This is a genomic window from Microcoleus sp. AT3-A2 (genome assembly GCF_036705685.1).
Lineage (GTDB): Bacteria > Cyanobacteriota > Cyanobacteriia > Cyanobacteriales > Microcoleaceae > Microcoleus.
Genome location: NZ_JAUBVF010000014.1, coordinates 1 through 20,242, shown reverse-complemented (window position 1 = coordinate 20,242; position 20,242 = coordinate 1). Strand labels below are relative to the sequence as shown.

Annotated in this window: 18 protein-coding genes and 1 pseudogene; 6 read left to right on the top strand and 13 right to left on the bottom strand. The window is 45.4% G+C overall.

From position 1 onward, the window contains the following. The first annotated feature begins 161 nt into the window (after positions 1-161). Positions 162-1,391: an RNA-guided endonuclease TnpB family protein gene (locus tag QUB37_RS11025; protein WP_333161816.1), complete on the top strand. Its 1,230-nt coding sequence runs from the start codon at positions 162-164 to the stop codon at positions 1,389-1,391. Positions 1,392-1,696: 305 nt separating this feature from the next. Here the strand turns inward: QUB37_RS11025 and QUB37_RS11020 are convergent, their stop codons facing one another. Next, positions 1,697-2,257: a hypothetical protein gene (locus QUB37_RS11020; RefSeq protein ID WP_333161814.1), complete on the bottom strand. Its 561-nt coding sequence runs from the start codon at positions 2,255-2,257 to the stop codon at positions 1,697-1,699. 398 nt (positions 2,258-2,655) lie between these two features. Between QUB37_RS11020 and QUB37_RS11015 the strand changes: the two genes are divergently transcribed. Beyond that, the gene (locus QUB37_RS11015) at positions 2,656-3,855 is read left to right on the top strand and encodes a Coenzyme F420 hydrogenase/dehydrogenase, beta subunit C-terminal domain (RefSeq protein ID WP_333161812.1); all 1,200 of its coding nucleotides are present in this window, start codon (positions 2,656-2,658) and stop codon (positions 3,853-3,855) included. A 181-nt stretch (positions 3,856-4,036) separates the two neighbouring features. Further along, on the top strand, positions 4,037-4,849 hold the full coding sequence (locus QUB37_RS11010) for a leucine-rich repeat domain-containing protein (protein ID WP_333161810.1): 813 nt from the start codon (positions 4,037-4,039) through the stop codon (positions 4,847-4,849). Between the two features lie 119 nt (positions 4,850-4,968). On the opposite strand, the gene QUB37_RS11005 is transcribed toward QUB37_RS11010, so the two are convergent. Beyond that, entirely contained in the window at positions 4,969-5,340 is a 372-nt protein-coding gene (locus QUB37_RS11005; RefSeq protein ID WP_333161808.1) for a DUF2237 domain-containing protein, read from the bottom strand. A gap of 49 nt (positions 5,341-5,389) precedes the next feature. After that, complete coding sequence (locus tag QUB37_RS11000; protein WP_333161806.1) at positions 5,390-5,851, bottom strand: GNAT family N-acetyltransferase; 462 nt, start codon at positions 5,849-5,851, stop codon at positions 5,390-5,392. A gap of 236 nt (positions 5,852-6,087) precedes the next feature. Here QUB37_RS11000 and QUB37_RS10995 point away from each other — a divergent pair, with 236 nt between their 5' ends. After that, on the top strand, positions 6,088-6,720 hold the full coding sequence (locus tag QUB37_RS10995) for a Vat family streptogramin A O-acetyltransferase (RefSeq protein WP_333161804.1): 633 nt from the start codon (positions 6,088-6,090) through the stop codon (positions 6,718-6,720). 210 nt (positions 6,721-6,930) lie between these two features. Here the strand turns inward: QUB37_RS10995 and QUB37_RS10990 are convergent, their stop codons facing one another. After that, positions 6,931-8,166 carry a methionine gamma-lyase family protein gene (locus QUB37_RS10990; protein ID WP_333161802.1) on the bottom strand — a complete coding sequence of 412 codons (1,236 nt, stop codon included), beginning with the start codon at positions 8,164-8,166 and terminating at the stop codon, positions 6,931-6,933. An 80-nt stretch (positions 8,167-8,246) separates the two neighbouring features. Here QUB37_RS10990 and QUB37_RS10985 point away from each other — a divergent pair, with 80 nt between their 5' ends. After that, the gene (locus QUB37_RS10985; protein WP_333161800.1) at positions 8,247-9,059 is read left to right on the top strand and encodes an acyl-CoA desaturase; all 813 of its coding nucleotides are present in this window, start codon (positions 8,247-8,249) and stop codon (positions 9,057-9,059) included. 359 nt (positions 9,060-9,418) lie between these two features. Beyond that, positions 9,419-10,234, top strand: coding sequence for a fatty acid desaturase (locus tag QUB37_RS10980; RefSeq protein ID WP_333161798.1), 816 nt, complete (start codon positions 9,419-9,421; stop codon positions 10,232-10,234). Between the two features lie 90 nt (positions 10,235-10,324). Here QUB37_RS10980 and QUB37_RS10975 read toward each other — a convergent pair whose 3' ends face one another. From QUB37_RS10975 to QUB37_RS10935, 9 genes and pseudogenes are all read right to left on the bottom strand, one after another. After that, a complete protein-coding gene (locus tag QUB37_RS10975) occupies positions 10,325-11,170 on the bottom strand; it encodes an ABC transporter permease (protein WP_333161796.1) in 846 nt (281 codons plus the stop codon). 77 nt (positions 11,171-11,247) lie between these two features. After that, positions 11,248-12,159 (bottom strand): ABC transporter permease, encoded by a 912-nt coding sequence (locus QUB37_RS10970; RefSeq protein WP_333161794.1) that lies wholly within the window; start codon positions 12,157-12,159, stop codon positions 11,248-11,250. A 154-nt stretch (positions 12,160-12,313) separates the two neighbouring features. Then, positions 12,314-13,450: a spermidine/putrescine ABC transporter substrate-binding protein gene (locus tag QUB37_RS10965; protein ID WP_333161792.1), complete on the bottom strand. Its 1,137-nt coding sequence runs from the start codon at positions 13,448-13,450 to the stop codon at positions 12,314-12,316. Positions 13,451-13,678: 228 nt separating this feature from the next. Then, positions 13,679-14,809 (bottom strand): ABC transporter ATP-binding protein, encoded by a 1,131-nt coding sequence (locus QUB37_RS10960; RefSeq protein WP_333161790.1) that lies wholly within the window; start codon positions 14,807-14,809, stop codon positions 13,679-13,681. A gap of 186 nt (positions 14,810-14,995) precedes the next feature. Next, positions 14,996-15,682 (bottom strand): DUF4340 domain-containing protein, encoded by a 687-nt coding sequence (locus QUB37_RS10955; RefSeq protein ID WP_333161788.1) that lies wholly within the window; start codon positions 15,680-15,682, stop codon positions 14,996-14,998. A gap of 120 nt (positions 15,683-15,802) precedes the next feature. Continuing rightward, a complete protein-coding gene (locus QUB37_RS10950) occupies positions 15,803-17,851 on the bottom strand; it encodes a Gldg family protein (protein WP_333161787.1) in 2,049 nt (682 codons plus the stop codon). Positions 17,852-17,895: 44 nt separating this feature from the next. Next, positions 17,896-18,798: an Rpn family recombination-promoting nuclease/putative transposase gene (locus tag QUB37_RS10945; protein WP_333161785.1), complete on the bottom strand. Its 903-nt coding sequence runs from the start codon at positions 18,796-18,798 to the stop codon at positions 17,896-17,898. 115 nt (positions 18,799-18,913) lie between these two features. Further along, on the bottom strand, positions 18,914-19,714 hold the full coding sequence (locus tag QUB37_RS10940) for an ABC transporter permease (protein ID WP_333161783.1): 801 nt from the start codon (positions 19,712-19,714) through the stop codon (positions 18,914-18,916). Positions 19,715-19,754: 40 nt separating this feature from the next. Further along, positions 19,755-20,242: pseudogene (locus QUB37_RS10935) on the bottom strand (ATP-binding cassette domain-containing protein); the annotation flags it as partial.

Genomic DNA, 20,242 nt, shown 5'->3' with positions numbered 1-20,242 from the left:
CGGTGCACCTTATTTAGAATTATTGTAGAGATGCGATCGATCGCACCTCTACTTTTTTGTATGGGTGTGAGACTAAATCTCAGATTGTTTTGCAATTATCTTTGCAGATCAGCAATATCTTTGATATAAGATTACTGTAGACAGCAATTAGTAGTAAGTAAATGCTACGCAAAGTTGTCAAAGTTCGTTTATACCCTACTAATGAGCAATGCAAACATCTCGCACAGAGTTTTGGTTGCGCTCGTTGGTGGTCGAATTATGCGCTTAACAAGTCCATTGAAGTCTATCAAGAGACGGGTAAAGGAGTTGGACAATCTGCGTTAAATGCCTTACTGCCAAAGCTAAAGAAGCAAGAGGAGTATAAGTGGTTAAGCGATTGCTATAGCCAAGTATTGCAAGCCACTACGCTTAAGCTCACGACTGCCTATAAAAACTTTTTTGAGAAAAAGGCTAGGTTTCCTAAGTCCAAATCGAAAAGGCATAAGCAGTCAGTTCACTATCCCCAAAATGTGGAAATCATTTCTAACACTGAACTCAAGTTTCCTAAACTTGGAGTAGTTAAAGCGAAATTACATAGACCGATTGATGGAAATATTAAAACGGTCATGGTGAGCCAAGACCCTTCAGGTAAATACTTCGCTGCGATTTTGTTTGAGGTTGAAGGTGAAAATCCAGAGATTTCAACTTCTGGCAAAATATCTGGGATTGACTTAGGATTAAAACACTTTGCGATCGTCTCTGATGGCGCTAAAGTTTCCAAGTTTGAGAATCCCAAATATTTTGTCAAACATCAATGTAATCTAAAACGTAAGCAGCAAAGTCTATCTCGCAAAAAGGATGGCAGTAATTCTCGCAAGAAAGCTAAAAAATTAGTTGCTAATGTACACGAACGGGTAGCCAATTGTCGGCAAGATTTTCTGCATAAGCTAAGTGCAAAGCTAGTCAACGAAAACCAAGTTGTCGTAGTAGAAAGTCTTCATGTTAAAGGCATGGTTCGTAATCATTGCTTAGCTAAAGCTATATCTGATGCTAGTTGGGGAATGTTTGTCAATTTTCTTAGCTACAAGCTAGAGCGCAATGGCGGTAAGCTCGTAGAAATTGATCGATGGTTCCCTAGTTCTAAAACCTGTTCTGTTTGTTTGCATCAAGTCTCAGAAATGCCTCTAGATGTACGTGAGTGGACTTGCTCTCACTGCGGCACTCATCACGACAGAGATGGCAATGCTGCAATAAATATCAGGAATGAAGGTATCAGAATGGTAAAGACGGATGGAACAGCCGTTTCTGCTGTTGGAGGGAAGGTAAGTCCAAAGGTGGAGCGTAAGTCCAATCTAAGGTACTCCCCTACGAAAATAGAAGCCCACGATCTTCCGAAGGGGAACGCTGGGTAGTTCACTCCATCAGCTTCAGTTACCTGATTTGAGCGATCGACAAAAAGCTGAAATTCTAGCAGACTTCCTTCCTCTCTGCAATTCATCTGAACGTTCACTGCGGAGAGGATTTTCAGACACTAATTGCTGAGGAAATGGCAATATTGTCGGATGATGATGAAGAGGATTAAAAAGAATCGGGCGATCGCACATCAGGAAAAAGCCCTCCAGTCAACTCACAGAAAGGCTAAAAATCCTCATAAATAAGGAATAAAGTCATTACTACCAACTTGTGAACCCGGACTTTTGCACAGTTGTTTAATATTTCAGTTGAGCTGCGTGCTCACAATAATTTTTTGCACGCGATCGCCCTTAATTTCCACAATCAAATTAGAAGCCTTTTGGTCATTGCTGTAAGTCAATCGAGTCACTCCACCTTGCACTGATTGCGACCCGTAACCGTAAGTTTTAACGACTTTTTGGCTGTTATCTCCTAGCTTCACACCATCAATTGTCAGAAACTTGGGATTGGTAGTAGAAATTAAATAAACTTTTCCCTCCCATGCTGCTACGGTCAATCTTGGGTAGGTTAGCGTACGAATCTTGCCACCGAGCCCAGATCCAGCAGATTTAGTTTCGTCGCGCTGCGGTTTTCCCAACTTACGTTTTGCCTCTTCTACAGACATCCCCAACCGCACGCCGCCAATCCCCAGGCGCGAATAGTTCAGGGCCGCCGGCTTTTGTGTCGCGCTGAGCATTCTTTCTAGAGTCGCAACAGTTTGATTCATAGCGGGAACAGGGCCAATTAAAGCAGCAAATCCAAAGCTCGAAATCGCGAGATTCATCATGATGCCAGCGAGGGCTGTTGTCACAAACATTTTTACCATTTTTTTATAGCTTTATTTGGCTATGTATTCCCGCGATCGCCCGCTTTATCCGGATTGATACTAATAGGACTTACACAAACACTCCTGGACGCACTGCGATTCTTTGAAACCGATTTTTTTTTTACCAAAACTACACAAAGAAACCCGGTTTTTACCATAAATCTTAGGTTTAACAGTGAGGTATTCAGGAAGAAACCGGGTTTCTAGCGCAAGCTAGGTAAGTCCTGACTAATATTTTTTAAGCTTTGAAAACCGCCAATTTCGGGCGAACCGAATTTGCTCCCGCACAAGCTTGCGTCCGCCTGGGAGGAATGAAAGAAAGAATAAAGGAGGTAAATCAACGGAAATTGCTGTGATATCCTAACAAAAGCCATATCTGCATAAAATAAGTAATTTAGATGACCGCAACAGATTCTACTAAACACCAAAAATCCAAGGCCCTCAAACCGGGTAGCCGCCGCCCCGCTAAAGAACTTTGCAGCGAGTGCGGTTTGTGCGATACATATTACATCCATTATGTCAAGGAATCTTGTGCTTTCTTAACACAGCATATCGCGGAATTAGAAGAAGAGATTCACGGGCGATCGCGCAATCTCGACAATCCCGACGATTGGTATTTCGGAGTCAGTCAAAATATGATGGCGGCTCGGAAAAAAGAGCCGATCGAGGGCGCTCAGTGGACGGGGATCGTCAGCACAATTGCCATTGAAATGCTCGAAAAAGGAATTGTAGAAGGCGTTGTTTGCGTCCAAAATACTAAGGAAGACCGCTTTCAACCGATGCCGATTATTGCTAGGAATCGTGAAGAGATTCTCGCAGCTAAAGTCAACAAACCCACTCTCTCTCCCAATCTTTCCGTATTAGAACAAATCGAAGAATCTGGGATGAAGCGGCTGTTAGTAATTGGCGTCGGCTGTCAAATTCAAGCTTTGCGAACAGTCGAGAAAAAACTCGGTTTAGAAAAGCTCTACGTTTTGGGAACTCCCTGCGTAGATAATGTCAGCCGTGCAGGCTTGCAGAAATTCCTAGACACGACTAGCCGCTCTCCTGAAACGGTGGTTTCTTACGAGTTTATGCAAGACTTTAACGTTCACTTCAAACACGAAGATGGTTCGGAAGAGAAAGTGCCGTTTTTTGGCTTGAATACTAAGGAATTGAAGGATGTTTTTGCTCCTTCTTGTTTGAGCTGTTTTGATTATGTCAATTCTTTAGCAGATTTGGTTGTGGGCTACATGGGCGCACCCTTTGGCTGGCAGTGGATTGTGGTGCGAAATGACACCGGGCAAGAAATGTTAGATTTGGTAACGAATCAGCTAAATACTCAGCCGGTGATGTCTAAGGGAAACAGAAAAGAGGCGGTTCAGCAAAGCATTCCTGCTTATGAAAAAGGAGTGACTTTGCCGATGTGGGCGGCGAAGTTAATGGGAGTTTTTATTGAGAGAATTGGGCCGAAGGGTTTGGAATATGCTCGGTTTTCGATTGATTCTCATTTCACTCGCAATTATCTGTACGTGAAGCGCAATTACCCGGAGAAATTAGAGGCTCATGTGCCGGAATATGCTAAGCGGATTGTGGGGCAGTATAAGTTGCCTGAGTGAGGTGATTCGGAGAGTTTTTAAGAGGTATTTTGCAGGTACATGATATTGCCCTCTTTCCTTCAGTCCGGCAGGGGTTGAAACCTCTGCCTCAAAGCTTAAGTCCTTTGAAAAAAACTGAATCAATTATTGGTTGTGTTTGTGGTGCAAGATGGCTTTAACGTTCAATTAGATATATAAGATTATGACACTTATAGTGGCACAGAAATATATCAATTTACCAAGGTCGATCGCACTTACTTGTTGTGTGCTTTTAGCATTATCTGGAAATGGACTGTCTGCGAAGGCTGCAGAAGTGCGATCTGGAAACAAAACATTTGCTGAATGGTGTCGCGAAAAAGATTCTTTGAGTCCAGAAGCTAAACATACAGTTGAGGTGCTGTTGAAGGAAGCAGAAACTACTGAGTGCGATGCGGCTAATCAGAAACTTTCGAGTCTCACCGCACTCTTCCTCTGGGGTAATCAAATCAGCGACATCAAACCTTTAGAATCTTTGAATAACCTGATTACACTCCACATTAGTAACAATCAAATCAGTGACATCAAACCGCTAGCATCTTTGCCTAACCTGATTACACTCTCCGTCGGCAACAATCAAATCAGCGACATCAAACCGCTAGCATCCTTGACTAACCTGACTACTCTCCAACTCAACAACAATCAAATCAGCGACATCAAACCGCTGGCATCTTGGACTAACCTGACTTGGTTAGACATCAGCAACAATCAAATTAGTGACATCAAACCGCTAGCATCCTTGACTAAACTGACTTGGTTAGACCTCAACAATAATAAAATCAGCGACATCAAACCATTGCTATCTTTGACTAAACTGGCTGCGATAAATCTCGAAAACAATCAAATCAATGACATCAAACGATTGCAATCCTTAACTAACCTGACTTGGTTACAACTCAGCGGAAATCCGATCGCTCCCAAAACTTGCCCACTCAAGCCAGAGTCTATCTGTAAGTGGAAACCACAATTTAAACCATAAAAGTTTACAGTGACGCCCGATCGCACTTAAATATTTCAGTTACGAAGGATAAATTTGCTATTCATCAGAAAAACCCGATCGCCCTTATTGACTAAAAGCGATCGCACACCCACATCCTCCTACAAATCAGCAGCATGGTGCTTCAATTCATCCAAAGAAACGTATTCCAAAGTCAGGGCGTGAGTCGCACCCAAAACCACAAGCGGCGCACATCCCGCATCCATTGCTTCCTTCCAGCGAGAAGCGCACAAACACCAGCAATCCCCAGGCTTCAAACCGGGAAAGTTAAATTCGGGAACCGGAGTGCTCAAATCATTTCCATTCGACTTGGTGAATTGCAAAAACTCTTCTGTAAGTTGAGCACAAACAGTGTGAGCCCCAAAGTCGCCACCACCTGTATTGCATTTGCCGTCCCGATAATATCCTGTCATTGGGGAAGTGCAGCAAGTCTCTAACTTTCCGCCCAGCACATTTGTAGCTTCCGTCACCATCGCAACTCCTGGATAAAACTCTTCGATCTAATTTTACACAAATCGTTGTTTATATATTTTTTTCCATCGCAAAGTTGATGAATTTTTGTCCTCTGCGTTCTACTTCTTGTTTTCTAATCACAATAAATCCCTGGGTTTCAAAAAAAGGTCTAGCTGTAATGCTGGCTTCGGTAAATAACTTGTTAATTCCTAAATCTTTGGCTTTTGACTCAATTTGTTTTAAAATTAGCCTACCAACTCCTTGCCTTTGAAAATCTTGATGACAGTAAAAGCGATCGATATGGCCGCTTGCTTCTAATTCCCCAAAACCTGCAATTTTCTCACCCTCTTCTGCTACGAAAGTAAATTTACTGCTTAAACTTTTAGTCCAACTTTCAATATCGATATCGGCTGGAGCCCAAGCATCTACTTGTGCTTGTGTGTAATCGCGGATGTTTACTTCGTGTACGGTGTCGTAAAACAGTTTTACAATTTGTTGGGTATCACCGATTTCGTAGGTTCGTACTCTCATAAATTATCTCACTGCGATCGCTTGTTTAATATTAATTTGGGATTTTTAACCGCTTCGCAACACGGATGGATGTTGGCTTTTACCATTTTGTCTCATTTCTTGCAGGGCGATCGACCCCAAATTTCTCGCCCACCCCTTGACAAACTCTATTAGTCTATGTTAATGAAGCAGAAGCAAACCTAACTCGGATTAACAGTACATCAATCCAGCCGCTTAACGAATAAAGCTTGAAACTTATGACACAAATTGGGCCCGATCCAAACCGACCCTATCCGATGGCCGATCAGCGGCGTGTATGCTTCATCAAAAACTTTATTAAATCCCCCAACATTATCGTCGGCGATTACTCATATTACGACGATCCAATAGATCCAGAAAACTTTGAAAAAAATGTACTTTATAACTACGGAAACGATCGATTAATTATTGGCAAATTTTGTGCGATCGCCACCAACGTCAAATTCATCATGAACGGTGCAAATCACAAACTCGACGGCATTTCAACTTACCCTTTTCCGGTTTTTGGCAACGGTTGGGAAACAGCCATGAATTTATTAATGGAACTGCCAAGTAAAGGCGATACCGTCATCGGCAATGATGTGTGGATCGGCTATGAATCGCTGATTATGCCCGGAGTCAAAATCGGCGACGGTGCCGTTATTGCTGCCAAATCCGTTGTAGTAAAAGACATTCCTTCTTACACCGTTGTGGGTGGAAACCCCGCCCATCCAATCAAACAGCGTTTTAGCGATGGTGAAGTTGCAGAACTATTAGAAATTAGGTGGTGGGATTGGGAAATAGACAAGATTTCGCGCAATGTCAGCATAATTATGCAAGGCGATATTCAAGCACTCAAAAAAGCCGAGTAAACTCGCAAATACAGCGATATTAATTTTAACTCTGCTTCTGTGTACCGGTGCCGGCGCGATCGAAGGCGAGCCAACTCCCAGCAGCCGATCCCGGATACATCTTCTAATCTGCGTTCATCAGTGTCAATCTGCCTGCATCTGCGGTCAAAAAATCCCCAAAAATCACCATGAAAACCCAGAGATACCCCGGTACAGCACCGCCCCTACAACTTACTTATTAGCGGGGCCCACAGCCTCGATCGCATCCTCCAAGGCGATCGATACATGAGTCCAATGACTTCCCCCCTGACAAAAAGCCACGTAAGGTTCCCGCAGAGGCCCGTCAGCCGAAAACTCCGACGTACTCCCATCAATAAAAGTACCCCCAGCCATCACTAACTGACTTTCATACCCGTGCATCGGAGCCGGCACCGGATCTAAATAGGAACCAACGGGGGAATTTTGCTGAACGGCGCGACAAAAAGCAATTAACTTATCAGCAGAACCGAATTCGATCGCCTGAATCACATCTCGTCTTCTAGCCAAAGGCATAGGATTCACTCGATAACCCAACTTATAAAAAACATAAGCCGTCAAATGATTTCCCTTCATCGCCTCCCCCACACAACCGGGAGCCATAAACAAACCCTGAAACAGCAACCGATTCAAATCAAAAGTTGCACCGCCGCTGCTGCCGATTCCCGGCGCCGTCAAGCGACAAGTTGCCGCCTCCACTAAATCAGCCCTCCCGGCCACGTAACCGCCTGCAGGGACGATCGTACCCCCCGGATTTTTGATTAAAGAACCAGCCATCAGATCCGCACCCACAGCAGTAGGTTCGCAATCATCAACAAACTCCCCGTAACAATTATCAACAAAGCAAATTGTGCTAGGATTCTGATGTTTGACTATGGCGACGATTTTTTCAATCTCAGAAATAGACAAACTCGACCGCCAAGAATAGCCGCAAGAGCGCTGGATAAAAACCAGGCGAGTCTTTGCTGAAATAGTAGAGCTCAATGCCTGCCAATCCACACTTCCTTCGCGAGTTAGAGGCAACTGACGGTAACTAATGCCAAACTCAAGCAGTGAACCTTGACCTTGCCCCCGCAAGCCGATCACTTCTTCTAAAGTATCGTAGGGAGAACCAGCCACTGCCAACATTTCGTCACCAGGACGCAGGATGCCAAAAAGAGCACAGGCGATCGCGTGAGTACCTGAAACAAACTGTACCCGGACAGCCGCGGCCTGGGCCCCTACCACTTCGGCAAACACTCCGTCCAAAGTCTCCCGACCCAAATCATCGTGGCCGTAACCCGTAACCCCTGCAAAATGGTGGACTCCAACCCGGTGGCTGCGAAAAGCTTTTAAGACTCGTTGAAGATTTTGCTTGACTGTAGTGTCAATACCAGAAAAAATCTGAAAGAGTGCCTGTTCTGCTTCCTGTAGCCGTGAAACGCTATTCATCTATACCTCGCTCACCCTTTGCGTGCGCGCTGTTCATTATGGCGTAGATGCGGCCCCTAGTTTGTAAACATAATATATTCATGACGATTGCAACTTCCAAAAAAACTTCTCCTGATTGGCCTGTCGTAGGCTTTATGGCCTTTCTGCACATCGGTGCTTTATTTGCTTTGCTGCCGGGTAATTTTAGCTGGTCTGCGGTCGGGCTAGCAGTATTCCTGCATTGGGTAACAGGTGGTTTAGGAATTACTCTCGGATTTCACCGCCTCGTCACCCACCGCAGTTTTCAAACACCGAAATGGCTAGAGTATTTTCTAGTTATTTGCGGTACGCTTTCCTGCGAAGGTGGCCCGATCGACTGGGTAGGAATGCACCGGTTACACCACATACATTCCGACACCGAAACAGATCCCCACGATTCCAATCAAGGCTTCTGGTGGAGCCACATGGGTTGGATGCTCTCGGATCTCCCGATCAGAGTTGAAATCCCTCGCTTTACTAAAGACATCGGCGACGACCCAGTATACAAGTTTCTCCAAGCATATTTTATCCCCATCCAAGTTGTCTTCGGTGTTTTGCTTTATTTATTAGGCGGCTGGTCTTTCGTGGTTTGGGGCGTGTTTATGCGGATCGTGGTGGTGTTCCACTGCACTTGGCTGGTTAACAGCGCTACCCACAAATTCGGCTACCGCACCTACGAGTCGGGCGATAGCTCGACGAACTGTTGGTGGGTGGCTCTGCTCACCTACGGCGAAGGCTGGCACAACAACCACCACGCCTTTCAATACTCGGCTCGCCACGGCCTGCAATGGTGGGAAATCGACTTCACCTGGATGACAATTCAATTGCTGCAATCGCTGGGTTTGGCAACCAAAGTGAAATTAGCAGAAAAATAGAGATCGGCAATTAGTCATTGGTTGTCGCTCATCAGTTTTGGACTAATGGCTGGTGACCAATGCCTAATCCTGTCTTTGCGATCGGTATAGGTTGGGTTGAACAGAGATCGATCCGTATGGTGCGATCGACCCAACCAAAACCAGAATCAGTTATAATATAATTGGGAACAAAAAAATTTGTTTGGCCACCAAATTTTTTATTTTCAAAATACAACCGTAAATCTTTTTCAATCCTAATCCCAAATCTATCATTGATTCTTTATTAGTTTGGGCAAGTGTGCAGCAAAAAAAGTTCACTGCTCAATCCAAACTATTATGCGTGAATCCCGGTCGGCATCTCATCAGAAATCAAAAAAAGAATGACAATAGCAACTCAAGAAAAACTCCAATACAATTGGAAGCACGTTATTAGTTTAGCAGGACTTCATATCGGCGCTTTGTTCGCCCTGCTACCTAGTAACTTCAATTGGACAGCAGTTGGTTTAACAGTATTTATGCACTGGATAACCGGCGGTTTGGGAATAACTCTCGGATGGCATCGTATGCTCACCCACCGCAGCTTTCAGACACCAAAATTCGTAGAATACTTTCTAGCATTTTGCGGAGCCCTTGCCTGTCAAGGAGGAATAATTGATTGGGTTGGGCTGCACCGACTGCACCACACCCACTCTGACCAAAATGCGCTCGACCCTCACAATGCCCAAAAGGGTTTTTGGTGGAGTCACATCGGCTGGATGCTATATAAAGGTCCAGCTCACGCTGAAATTGCCCGCTGCACAAAAGACATTTCGAGCGATCCATTTTACCAATTTTTGCAAAACTACTTTCTCCCGATGCAAATCGTCTTTGGCGTCTTGCTTTACTTAGCAGCAGGCTGGCCGTTTGTAGTGTGGGTAATTTTTGTACGCTTAGTTTTGGTGTATCACTGCACCTGGTTTGTTAACAGCGCCACTCACAAATTTGGCTACCGCACTTACGAAACAAAGGATAGTTCTACTAACTGTTGGTGGGTTGCGCTTTTGACTTACGGCGAAGGCTGGCACAACAACCACCATGCTTATCAATACTCGGCCCGTCACGGGATGGAAAAGTGGGAAATTGACTTCACTTGGATGACTATTCAAGTTTTGGAAGCACTAGGTTTGGCTACTAAGGTGAAATTACCAGCTAAGTAGCAGCATGGGGCATGGGGCATGGGGCATGGGGAATTGGTAACAACTCACAAATAATCAACTGTCAACTGCCCACTGTCAACTGCCCACTGCCTAATGAGTCCGTTTTTGCTCGCCCCGGCCGCGCAAATATTCCGCTAAAAACGCCAATCCTCCCGAACCTACTATCAACAGCACGCTGAGAGCATTAATATCAGGTTTTACCCCAGTCCGAATCCGGCTAAAAATTTCCATCGGCAGAGTTGTAGTCCCGCTACCTGCGGTAAAACTAGCAATCAAAAAATCGTCCATGCTGAGGACAAAAGACAGCAGACAACCGGAAACAATTCCGGGTATTAATTGAGGGAGCAAAACCTGAATAAAAGCTTCAACAGGCGTTGCACCCAAATCCAAGGCAGCCTCTTCTAAATACGGGTTTAAATCTGCCAATCTAGTAGAAACAGCTAGGGCGATGTAAGCCAGACAAAACACAATGTGAGCGGCGACAATTGTCCACAAACTCAGAGGAATAGCCAGGGCCGCTAAAAATACCAGAGTAGCAACTGCGGTCGCAATATCTGGAATAATAATCGGCAAGTAGGAAACTCCCTGATATAAACTCTTGCCAGGAAAGCGGTAGCGGGCTAAACCAACGGCCATCAAAGTGCCGAGTACAGCCGAAATAGCAACTGCACAAACAGCTACTGTTAAACTGTTTCTCAGGGCAATTAAAATCCGCGTATCGCTAAATAATTTAACGTACCAATCTAAAGTAAATCCTTCCCAGCCGGCGCTAAAACGCGATTTGTTAAAGCTGTAAAAGGTGAGTACCAGGATCGGCAGGTACATATAAAAAAACATCAAAACGGCAAATATCACCTGCCAAGAAATCTTAAATTTAGGTTTTAAGTACATATCGGCTTGTATGTCCTCCTGTGGATTTTCGGGGGTATTTTCCATTTCTCGGTAATTGGGAATTGGTAATTAGTAATTGGTTATTGGAACAGTCAACAGTCAACAGTCAACAGTTAACTAACTTAGATTGCATTACGATCGCCATATTTGAGCAAAAGGGCAATTCCGATACTCACTGCAAAGATTAATACCATACTCAGAGCCGAACCCAGCCCCCAATTTTGAGTCGCCCCCAAAAACTGATTGTAAATTAAACGAGCCGCCGTCATGCTCGAAGCTCCACCAAGCAACTCCGGATCGACAAAATCGCCCAAACAGCTAATAAATACTAGCAAAGAACCCGCAGCAATTCCCGGCATCGTCTGAGGTACTGTCACTTTCCAGAAAGTTTCCACCGGATTGGCGCCCAAATCCTGAGATGCTTCTAGCAACCTGCGGTCTAACTTTTCCAAAGAAGCGTAGAGAATTGTCACGATATAAGGCAAATAACTGTAAGCCATGCCGATTAAAACTGCGGAACTTTGATTGAGCAATTCCAGAGGAGGAATGCCTACAAGTGCCAGCAGCGAGTTGAGAACCCCCGTAGGACGCAGAATTGTAATCCAAGCATACGATCGCAACAGCGAAGAAGTCCACAGCGGCAAAACAAAGCCTAACAAAGTTAAATTCCGCCACTTTTTCGAGACATTGAGGGCGATCCAGTAAGCCACGGGAAATCCCAGCAGCAAACACAGAATAGTAGTCCCCGTTGCGAAAAAGAGCGATCGACCCATCACCTGCAAATTCAGCGGCTCAAACACTCGCAGGTAATTGCCGATTCCCGAAGGATTCACCAAATCTCCCGGTTTAATATTCGGCACCAAACTAAGCTGAAAAATCACCAAAGTTGGTATGACTAATAATAAAAGCAGCAACAATCCAGAAGGGCCGAGCAATGCCAGCGGCCCAGCCCACGCCGACCACGGGGAAACAGTTTCAGCCTTCAAGGAAGAATTGGGAGGAAGAGGAGGGGGAGTTCTAGTTGAAACAGCCATAGAGCAATTTTTTTGAGTTTTTAACCGCTGATTAACGCGGATTAACGCGGATATAATACGGACAGAGTGTGCGATCGGCTGTACGGGGGCGGGTTGATGTAAATATTGGGTAAGAATCAGAAATTGCGTGTAAAACCCGCCCTACGTTTGACGATTAGCCGCTGGTTAATTTAGTCCAATAGCGATCGTACACTTCCATAAATTTCCCTACCGGAGCCACACCTTCGCACTTTTTCAAAATAGCTTCCGGAGGGAAAAGAATGTCGTTTTGGCGGACTTCCGGCGGCAACAAACTAAAAGCATCTTCCAAAGGAGTTGAAAAACTGAGCCGCTCTACTAAAGAAGCAGCGACATCCGGTTGCAGCATAAAGTTAATCCATTTATAAGCTGCTTCGGGATTGGGAGCACCTTTAGGAATTACTAAAGTGTCAGTCCACAGAGAAGAACCGCTTTTGGGGACGACATACTTCAATTTATCGTTCTCTGAATCTGAAATTACTTCATTAGCATCAGAAGAATAACACATAGCTACCTTCAAATCCCCCGTCAGCATTTGAGGCCGCCAAGCATCAGTAGTAAAAGATGCGATCGCAGGTTTGAGCTGCACCAACTTTTCGTAAGCTTGTTTCACTTGCTCTTGGTTCGTAGAATTCAGAGAATAGCCCAGCATCCGCAACGCAGCGCCCATGACTTCTCGAACATCACTCGCCAGCGTCATTCGCTTTGCTAACTCCTGTTTGTGCTGCCACAAATAGTCCCAATCTTCTGGCTCTTCTTTGAGTTGTTCGCTGTTGTAAATTAAGCCTGTGGTTCCCCAACTCAAAGGCACGCTGTAGCGGTTTCCTGGGTCATAAACAGGGTTTTGGAACTGTTTTTTGAGCCGATCGATCCCGCCCAAAATCGACTGGTCTAATGGGTTCAACAGCCCGAGTTCCGTCATTTGAACCACCATGTAGTCAGACGGGTAAATGACGCTGTAGGCGCGGGCCCCGCCGGCTTGAACTCTCGCCAGCATTTCTTCGTTGGAGCTAAACACGTCGGCCACTACGCGAATGCCGGTTTTTTCGGCAAAGCGATCGAGCAAAGCGTTATCGGTATATCCTGCCCAAGTATAGATGAAAAGTTGGTCGGCATCACCTTTGACGGGAGGAGCAGATTGTACGTCTGCAAGCCGCCAGCCACAACTAGAAAGAGCTAACCCGGAAATTGTCGCCGCCGAATTTTTTAGGAACTGACGGCGTGTAGAATTAGCCGGGAAAATCCTGGAAATTGGTAAGTTAGTCGGAGGCACAGTTAGATTTTAGATTTTAGATTTTAGATTTTAGATTTGGAGATTGAAGATTGAAGATTGGGGAATGGGTAATTGGGAATTGGGAATTGGGAATTGGGAATTGGGAATTGTCCTATGTTATTTGTTAGGAGAACCAACCACCAACAAATGACTAATGACTAATGACTAATGGCTAATGACTAATGACTAATGACTAATGGCTAATACCAACTACCAACTGCCAACTGACTAATTCCTATCGGTCAATGCGAGACAATCAGTAGTTCCCCAATAAGCGTAAATCGGCGTGTGCGGATCTGGGAAAGAGCCGCCGGTATTTGGCTGGCGCACTGTAATTTTATCGCCCGACGCCAACTCAACCACGTAATGAACGTGGGTGCCCATGTACATAGTATTTTTGAGCCGCCCTTCAAAACAGTTGACCGACACTTCCGGCTGGTAGAGATTCAAATATACTTTTTCCGGCCGGACGCTGACCACAACAGAGTCGCCTGTGACACCATTCCACATATCCGACTGCTGAACGATTATTTTCAGATTGGCTGATGTGCGAACTGTGATAGTCGATCGGTCGATCGATTCTACCGTACCCGCAAACAAATTCGTATCGCCAATAAAATCCGCCACAAAAGCCGTCTGGGGACACTCATAAATTTCTTCAGGAGAGCCAATTTGCTCAATCCTGCCCTCGTGCATCACCGCAATCCGGTCAGACAGACTCATCGCCTCTTCTTGGTCGTGAGTCACCATCACAAAAGTCAAACCCAATTCTTGATGCAAATTCGACAGTTCCAACTGCATCTGCTTCCGCAACTTCAAATCCAGAGCACCCAGGGGTTCGTCCAGTAGCAAAACCGCCGGTCGATTTACCAGAGCTCTCGCCAAAGCCACCCGTTGCTGCTGGCCGCCCGACATTTGACCGGGAAACCTGTTGGCGAAAGATTCCATTTTCACCAATTGCAAAACTTCCCGTACCCGTTCTTCAATTTCCGCTTTCCCCAGCTTTTTTATCCGCAATCCAAAAGCGATATTGTCCCAGACATTCATGTGTCCGAACAAAGCATAGCTTTGAAACACAGTATTTACCGGACGGCGGTAAGCTGGAGTGTTGGTCATCGACTGGCCGCGAATCATCAATTCGCCCGCCGAGGGAGTCTCGAACCCAGCGATTAAGCGCAGCGTCGTAGTCTTGCCACAGCCACTGGGCCCGAGGATGCTAAAAAATTCTCCTTGGCGGATGTTGAGGTCAACTCCGCGGACTGCGGTTTCGCCGTTAAATACCTTAAAGACCTTGCGGAGTTCAACGTCAAGCGCTGTATCCGTTGCTGTCGTACCTTGGTTGAGTGCTGTCTGAAACATATTCGCCCTTTCCTGGGGGTAATGCACGCCACTTAAATACAGTTTAAGTTTAGACTTTTCTGTATTTTAGGTGAGGAATGTTGGATGTAACAGGTTTTGGGATTTGTTCTTTAAATTCTATCCCAGAGTGTTACCGGGTCATACCGAATGTCCTGTGCCCCGCACCCTATTCGAGCAATCTGCCATCTATTTATTCTCAGGACTTGGCGTGGGAGATGGTTTTTGCGGTTTGTCTGTTTTGGGTGCTTCTGCTTTTTTCCACTCTGACAAAGGTCGCTGGACGGCATTTTTAAAGTCAAAAGGCACTAGCAGCACGGGCACATTTTGGGCTGAATTTTGAGGGGGCGCTTCCGGCGGATTGGCTTGAGCGTACAAGAAGCGGCCGCTAAAGTCTGTTTTGCCTAAAACTAGGCGGTGAGTTTCCTGGTTGTCCAGTTTTACTGTGACTGTAGCTTGGGGTTGGTCGAGACCGTATTCTGGCAGTTTAGCAGCAGTAATATTAATCGTGCGATCGCTCTTTCCTGTTGCCAGCCTGTCTAGCAAAAAATCCACCGATGCCTGACTTGCGTGTGCTTGCACTGGCAATTTCATTTCCCAGCTAGACTTGCCTCCTTTTGTAGCATAAACTCGTTCAAAAGTCAATATTTTTTCGGGAGTTTTGACTGTAAAGAATTGTACGCGATCGGAGTTAAAAGCAAAAATTTTCTGTTTTTCTTCCTTAGCGGCTTCTTGTTTCGGAGATACTTGCATCTCGAACAAAGCAACCAACCCAGTCATGCTAAGCGCGACGGCTATCAATACTAATGTATTTTTCTGCAATTTCATAATAACTGAGAATTGGGCATTGGGAATTGGGAATTGGGAATTGGGCATTGGGCATTGGGCATTGGGAATTGGGAATTGGGCATTGGGAATTGGGGAGTTTGTTATTAATAACAACTGACAACTGTCAACTGACAACAGTCAACAGTCAACAGTCAACAGTCAACTAACTTATCTTCTCTTCCACCAGATAGCGCCGCCAATTCCCAGCCCGAGTAAAGGCCACATTAGCCAAGCTAAAACCAGCAATCCTACTTGAATGGCTGTCATGTTAATGCGCCGGTTAGTAGCTTTTTTCGGACTGATAGAAAAGCTTTGCTGGTCTGGTTTACTCAACCAACTGACTGAATTGAGAAACACGTCGCTATTGAGTTGTTGGTCAAACCAACCGTTAGTCACAAATTGAGATGTGCCAATTACTACCATTCGCGATGTTTTTCCAGAGGTTGAAGGCACAGAAGGAGTTGCCGTTGGACTGGGAGATGCTGTGGGAGAGGCTGTGGGAGATGCTGTGGGTGTTGGCGAACTTTCTGGAGATGCTGTGGGAGATGCTGTGGGAGATGCTGTGGGCGTTGGCGAAGTCGTCGGTAATGCTGGAGGCGTTGCTTCTTGCGACACAATCACCGAATAGCTGATTGGGGAAGCTGTTGGCGAAGTTGTCGGTGATGGTGAATCTGTCGGAGATGGTGAATCTGTCGGAGATGGCGAAGTTGTCGGCGATGGTGAATCTGTCGGAGATGGCGAAGTTGTCGGCGATGGTGAATCTGTCGGAGATGGCGAAGTTGTCGGCGATGCTTGGGGTGAAGGTGATGGCGAATCTGTCGGAGATAGTGAATCTGTCGGAGATAGTGAATCTGTCGGCGATGGTGAATCTGTCGGCGATGCTTGGGGTGAAGGCGAGGGCGAAGTTGGTGTGGGTGAAGGTGAGGGCTTTAAGGGAGTGCTGTCAGTGGACGATCGAACTAAAGCTACACCTAATAATAGCGGGCCTTGTTTATCGGTCTTCTGATCAAACTCCAATTTCTTAGTCGTCAAATCGCTTTCCGCCCAACTTTCCTGACTCGTCCAAATCAGCGGTTTTTCCTCTATCCCTGCTACTGGCGAGGTTTCCAAAGCACGCGCAAATGGATAAAATGAAATACCGTTGCCAAAACTTTGAGTAATCGGATGTTCGCCGTAGCGCCTGACTGTGGGAACCGTGGGGCCGAGTCCAAATCTTTGACCAGTGCCCGAAGCATCGATGGCCAAACGGGCGTCTAGTTTTACGCCCCATTCTTCCAGCAATTTGCCCAATCCCGTATCAATTGCCGGGTCTACCATTAACAATAAACTGCCGCCGCGATCGAGATAAGCTCTTAGTGCTTTAATTTCTGTATCGGAAAACGGTTTGTCCTGCCCCGGAATGATTAAAGCATCTGCATCTTCTGGCACTTCTTTGCGTTCGGTCAAATTCAGCGTTTGGACGTTGTAGTATTTATCTTTCAAAGCTTTTTCAGCTTGCTGAATTCCGCCTTGACCTTCCTGTAGCGGGCGGGCTCCTTTGCCTTGCAAAAAGTAAACTGTAGCAACGCGAGTGCTCAGGATTTCTTCTAAGCCATTGGTAAGTTTTATCTCTGAAAGCCCTTGATTTGGGTCGCTACCAAAAGCAGTGCCACCTTTTTGCAGAACTTGTTTTTTGTCGCCGGATTGCAGGTAAACTTCTCCGATGCTGGTAATACTAAATTCCCGCGCTTTTCCCGGTTGGGTCTGAGGGTCAACAAACTCGAATTGGAACTTTTCGCCTCCCTCGCGTTTGTAGCTTTGCAGCAATTCTTTAATTTGGGGGTTTTGGATGGGGTCAAATACCCAAACTTTGACTGTTTGTTGCAGGTTTCGCAGTATTTGTTGAGTCTGCGGGGCAAGGGTAAATTGTTGGCTTTCGGTTAAGTCGATGCGGACGGGATAGCGAACGGCTATGAAGTTAATTACTCCGAGTATCACAAAGACGGCGAGGGTAGCAATTAGCGCGTTGGTGCTGGCTTGAGTGGAACGCTGCCCCCAAAAGCTTTGTTCGTAACTCAAATATAGCAGCCAAAGTGCGATCGTCACTGCTCCGGCAATAACTAAACCGACTGTCAGGGGGTCCCATACTCCAGATACAAATGCTGCTGTTACCCCCGCTGCGATGAGGAGGGGCCCCAGCAAAAAAACGTATTTCCAATTTGTTTTGCTAATTTTCATAATGTAAATATTGAGTGACAAAATTCCGGTTTGAGGATGTTATTCTATATCGCATTAGCCTGCAACCATGCTGTTAAATCTGACGGCTTGTTGAAATCCAGCACGGCATCTCCTAGTTCTTCTAATTCCTGTATACCTAATTGACGGATGCAGTTTTCGGTTTCCGGTTGTATTGTGCCTAAGCGCTTCACTAGCTGACGCAATATTAACGAGAGTTGAGCGGTTTTTGTCACCTGTTCTCTTGCTACATCTATGGCAATCTGCTGGTCTTGAATCCACAATTCTTGCTTCTGCAACTCATTTAATTCTTCCTGAGTGAAGTTTTCTTCGGTGGCAATTCTAAAAGCTTTCTGAATTTCGGGAACTGCACTGAGTGTTTCTGGTACTGTCTCCAGAGTGCTGGCTTTTTCGAGAAAGTAAATCCATTGCTCTGCTGTTGTTGCTAATTCTGCTAATTCCTTGGTAAATTTTGGCAGTTCGATAAATACTAATTCTATTGCAGTATCTGGACACTCAAACTGTTGCTCTTTTTCTTGAAAAACAAACCGCGACAAAAATTCTGGCTGATTTTCAAACATTTCAAAGTCGGCAATTTTCAAGGAAATTACTGTTTTTAGTCTTTCGTAGCGTTCTTTTCCTGTTAATTGTTGGCTGTAGCTTCTGGCAGCGTTGTACAAAACTCTGTTCCCAAAGGAAGGCACGTTTATCAGTTGAATTTCAACTAGGGCGATTCTGCCGCCGTTAATTGTGGCTTTGACATCTAGGTGTGTGTCTTGGGTTGCGAGATTTTGAGGTTCTGGTTGGGAGTCGATTATTTCTAAGTCTTCGATGATTGGCTGTGCTTCATAAAGGATGGCGTTTAAAAAATTAATCAGGATGTCTTTGCTGTCGCTGGAACCGAATATTTTTTTGAACGCAAAGTCGATTTTGGGATTGATAAATCTCATTGTTTGAGGTATTTTGTAGAATGATTAACAGGGAAAAAATAACCTTCCCTTTGCTCTTTACTTCTCTTTACTTTGGCAAAAATAACCTTCTCTGTCTCTGCCTTACCTAATGTTTTTAAGAACGCTGATATCGCAAGGCATCTATGGATTGGGCGGTCAGAAATACTCCTAAAATGATGTAACTGGCAAACATAATTAAACTGCTGGTGTCGAAAACTCCCTTGACAAGATTGGTGTAATTTGTTAGCAGCGACAAATGTCCTAATGCTGTTCCGAAGGGGCCACCGATACTGACGGCGACTGCATCGATCACCCAGAGAAATAATACTAGAGTGAAGGTGAGGATGGCTGATAAAATTGTGCTGTCGGTGAGGGAGGAAATAAACATTCCGAGGGACAATACTCCTGCTGCTAGTAAGATTAAGCCGCCGTGTCCTAGCAGAAGAACTCCGGGGGGTACGGGTGGGGTTGAGGAACTGAGGGCGATCGCCTCGCAGAACAGCAGCGGCACTAACATCGTGGTATAAAATGTTAAAACACCGAGGAGTTTGCCAGTAGCAACGGCCCAGTTTGTTAAGGGCGATGTGGCTAATAGTTCTAAGGTTCCACGTTTGCGTTCTTCTGCGTAAAGTCCCATTGAGAGTACGGGTAGTACGAACAAGGAAAGGGAACCCATTATTCGCAGGAATAGTTGCAGGAATTCGTAGGCTACGTCGATCGGAGGTTCGGTAATTCCCATTTGGTCTCGCTGGCCGATTTGGGGAATTAACCCGTCGGGGGCTAGGAGGATGGCTATTAAAAAGTAGCCGGTGATTAGCCAAAAGACTGCTGCGATGGCATAGGCTAATGGCGAGGCAAAATAGCTTTGTAGTTCTTTGCGGTAAATTGCGACAATATTACTAATCATTACTAACATTTAGGAATTGGGAATGGGTAATTGGCTATTGGTAATTGGTTCATTCTGAGTCGCCTGCAGGTGGTGTTTCGCTGCTGTCGCTATCCTGTTTTTTTCTTTCTATTTGTCGCTTTTTGGTAACAGGTGGCTGTTCTGGTTGAGAATCGCTACTCGGTTGTGGCTTTTTTTTAAGTGGCCGATTTTTTACAACTGGTTGGGATTCTGGTTGAGAACGTTCGATCGACTTTGGTGTATCTAAAATCGGTTCGGATTCTGGTTGAGAACGTTCGATCGACTTTGGTGTATCTAAAATCGGTTCGGATTCTGGTTGAGAACGTTCGATCGACTTTGGTGTATCTAAAATCGGTTCGGATTCTGGTTGAGAACGTTCGATCGACTTTGGTGTATCTAAAATCGGTTCGGATTCTGGTTGAGAACGTTCGATCGACTTTGGTGTATCTAAAATCGGTTCGGATTCTGGTTGAGAACGTTCGATCGACTTTGGTGTATCTAAAATCGGTTCGGATTCTGGTTGAGAACGTTCGATCG

Coding starts and splice junctions, on each gene's coding strand:
- QUB37_RS11010 (WP_333161810.1), top strand. CDS start 4,037: ATGACACTTATAGTGGCACAGAAATATATCAATTTACCAAGGTCGATC.
- QUB37_RS10960 (WP_333161790.1), bottom strand. CDS start 14,809: ATGTTTCAGACAGCACTCAACCAAGGTACGACAGCAACGGATACAGCG.
- QUB37_RS10980 (WP_333161798.1), top strand. CDS start 9,419: ATGACAATAGCAACTCAAGAAAAACTCCAATACAATTGGAAGCACGTT.
- QUB37_RS11000 (WP_333161806.1), bottom strand. CDS start 5,851: ATGAGAGTACGAACCTACGAAATCGGTGATACCCAACAAATTGTAAAA.
- QUB37_RS10945 (WP_333161785.1), bottom strand. CDS start 18,798: ATGAGATTTATCAATCCCAAAATCGACTTTGCGTTCAAAAAAATATTC.
- QUB37_RS10955 (WP_333161788.1), bottom strand. CDS start 15,682: ATGCCCAATTCCCAATTCCCAATTCCCAATGCCCAATTCTCAGTTATT.
- QUB37_RS11020 (WP_333161814.1), bottom strand. CDS start 2,257: ATGGTAAAAATGTTTGTGACAACAGCCCTCGCTGGCATCATGATGAAT.
- QUB37_RS10995 (WP_333161804.1), top strand. CDS start 6,088: ATGACACAAATTGGGCCCGATCCAAACCGACCCTATCCGATGGCCGAT.
- QUB37_RS11015 (WP_333161812.1), top strand. CDS start 2,656: ATGACCGCAACAGATTCTACTAAACACCAAAAATCCAAGGCCCTCAAA.
- QUB37_RS10950 (WP_333161787.1), bottom strand. CDS start 17,851: ATGAAAATTAGCAAAACAAATTGGAAATACGTTTTTTTGCTGGGGCCC.
- QUB37_RS10975 (WP_333161796.1), bottom strand. CDS start 11,170: ATGGAAAATACCCCCGAAAATCCACAGGAGGACATACAAGCCGATATG.
- QUB37_RS11005 (WP_333161808.1), bottom strand. CDS start 5,340: ATGGTGACGGAAGCTACAAATGTGCTGGGCGGAAAGTTAGAGACTTGC.
- QUB37_RS10985 (WP_333161800.1), top strand. CDS start 8,247: ATGACGATTGCAACTTCCAAAAAAACTTCTCCTGATTGGCCTGTCGTA.
- QUB37_RS11025 (WP_333161816.1), top strand. CDS start 162: ATGCTACGCAAAGTTGTCAAAGTTCGTTTATACCCTACTAATGAGCAA.
- QUB37_RS10940 (WP_333161783.1), bottom strand. CDS start 19,714: ATGTTAGTAATGATTAGTAATATTGTCGCAATTTACCGCAAAGAACTA.
- QUB37_RS10990 (WP_333161802.1), bottom strand. CDS start 8,166: ATGAATAGCGTTTCACGGCTACAGGAAGCAGAACAGGCACTCTTTCAG.
- QUB37_RS10970 (WP_333161794.1), bottom strand. CDS start 12,159: ATGGCTGTTTCAACTAGAACTCCCCCTCCTCTTCCTCCCAATTCTTCC.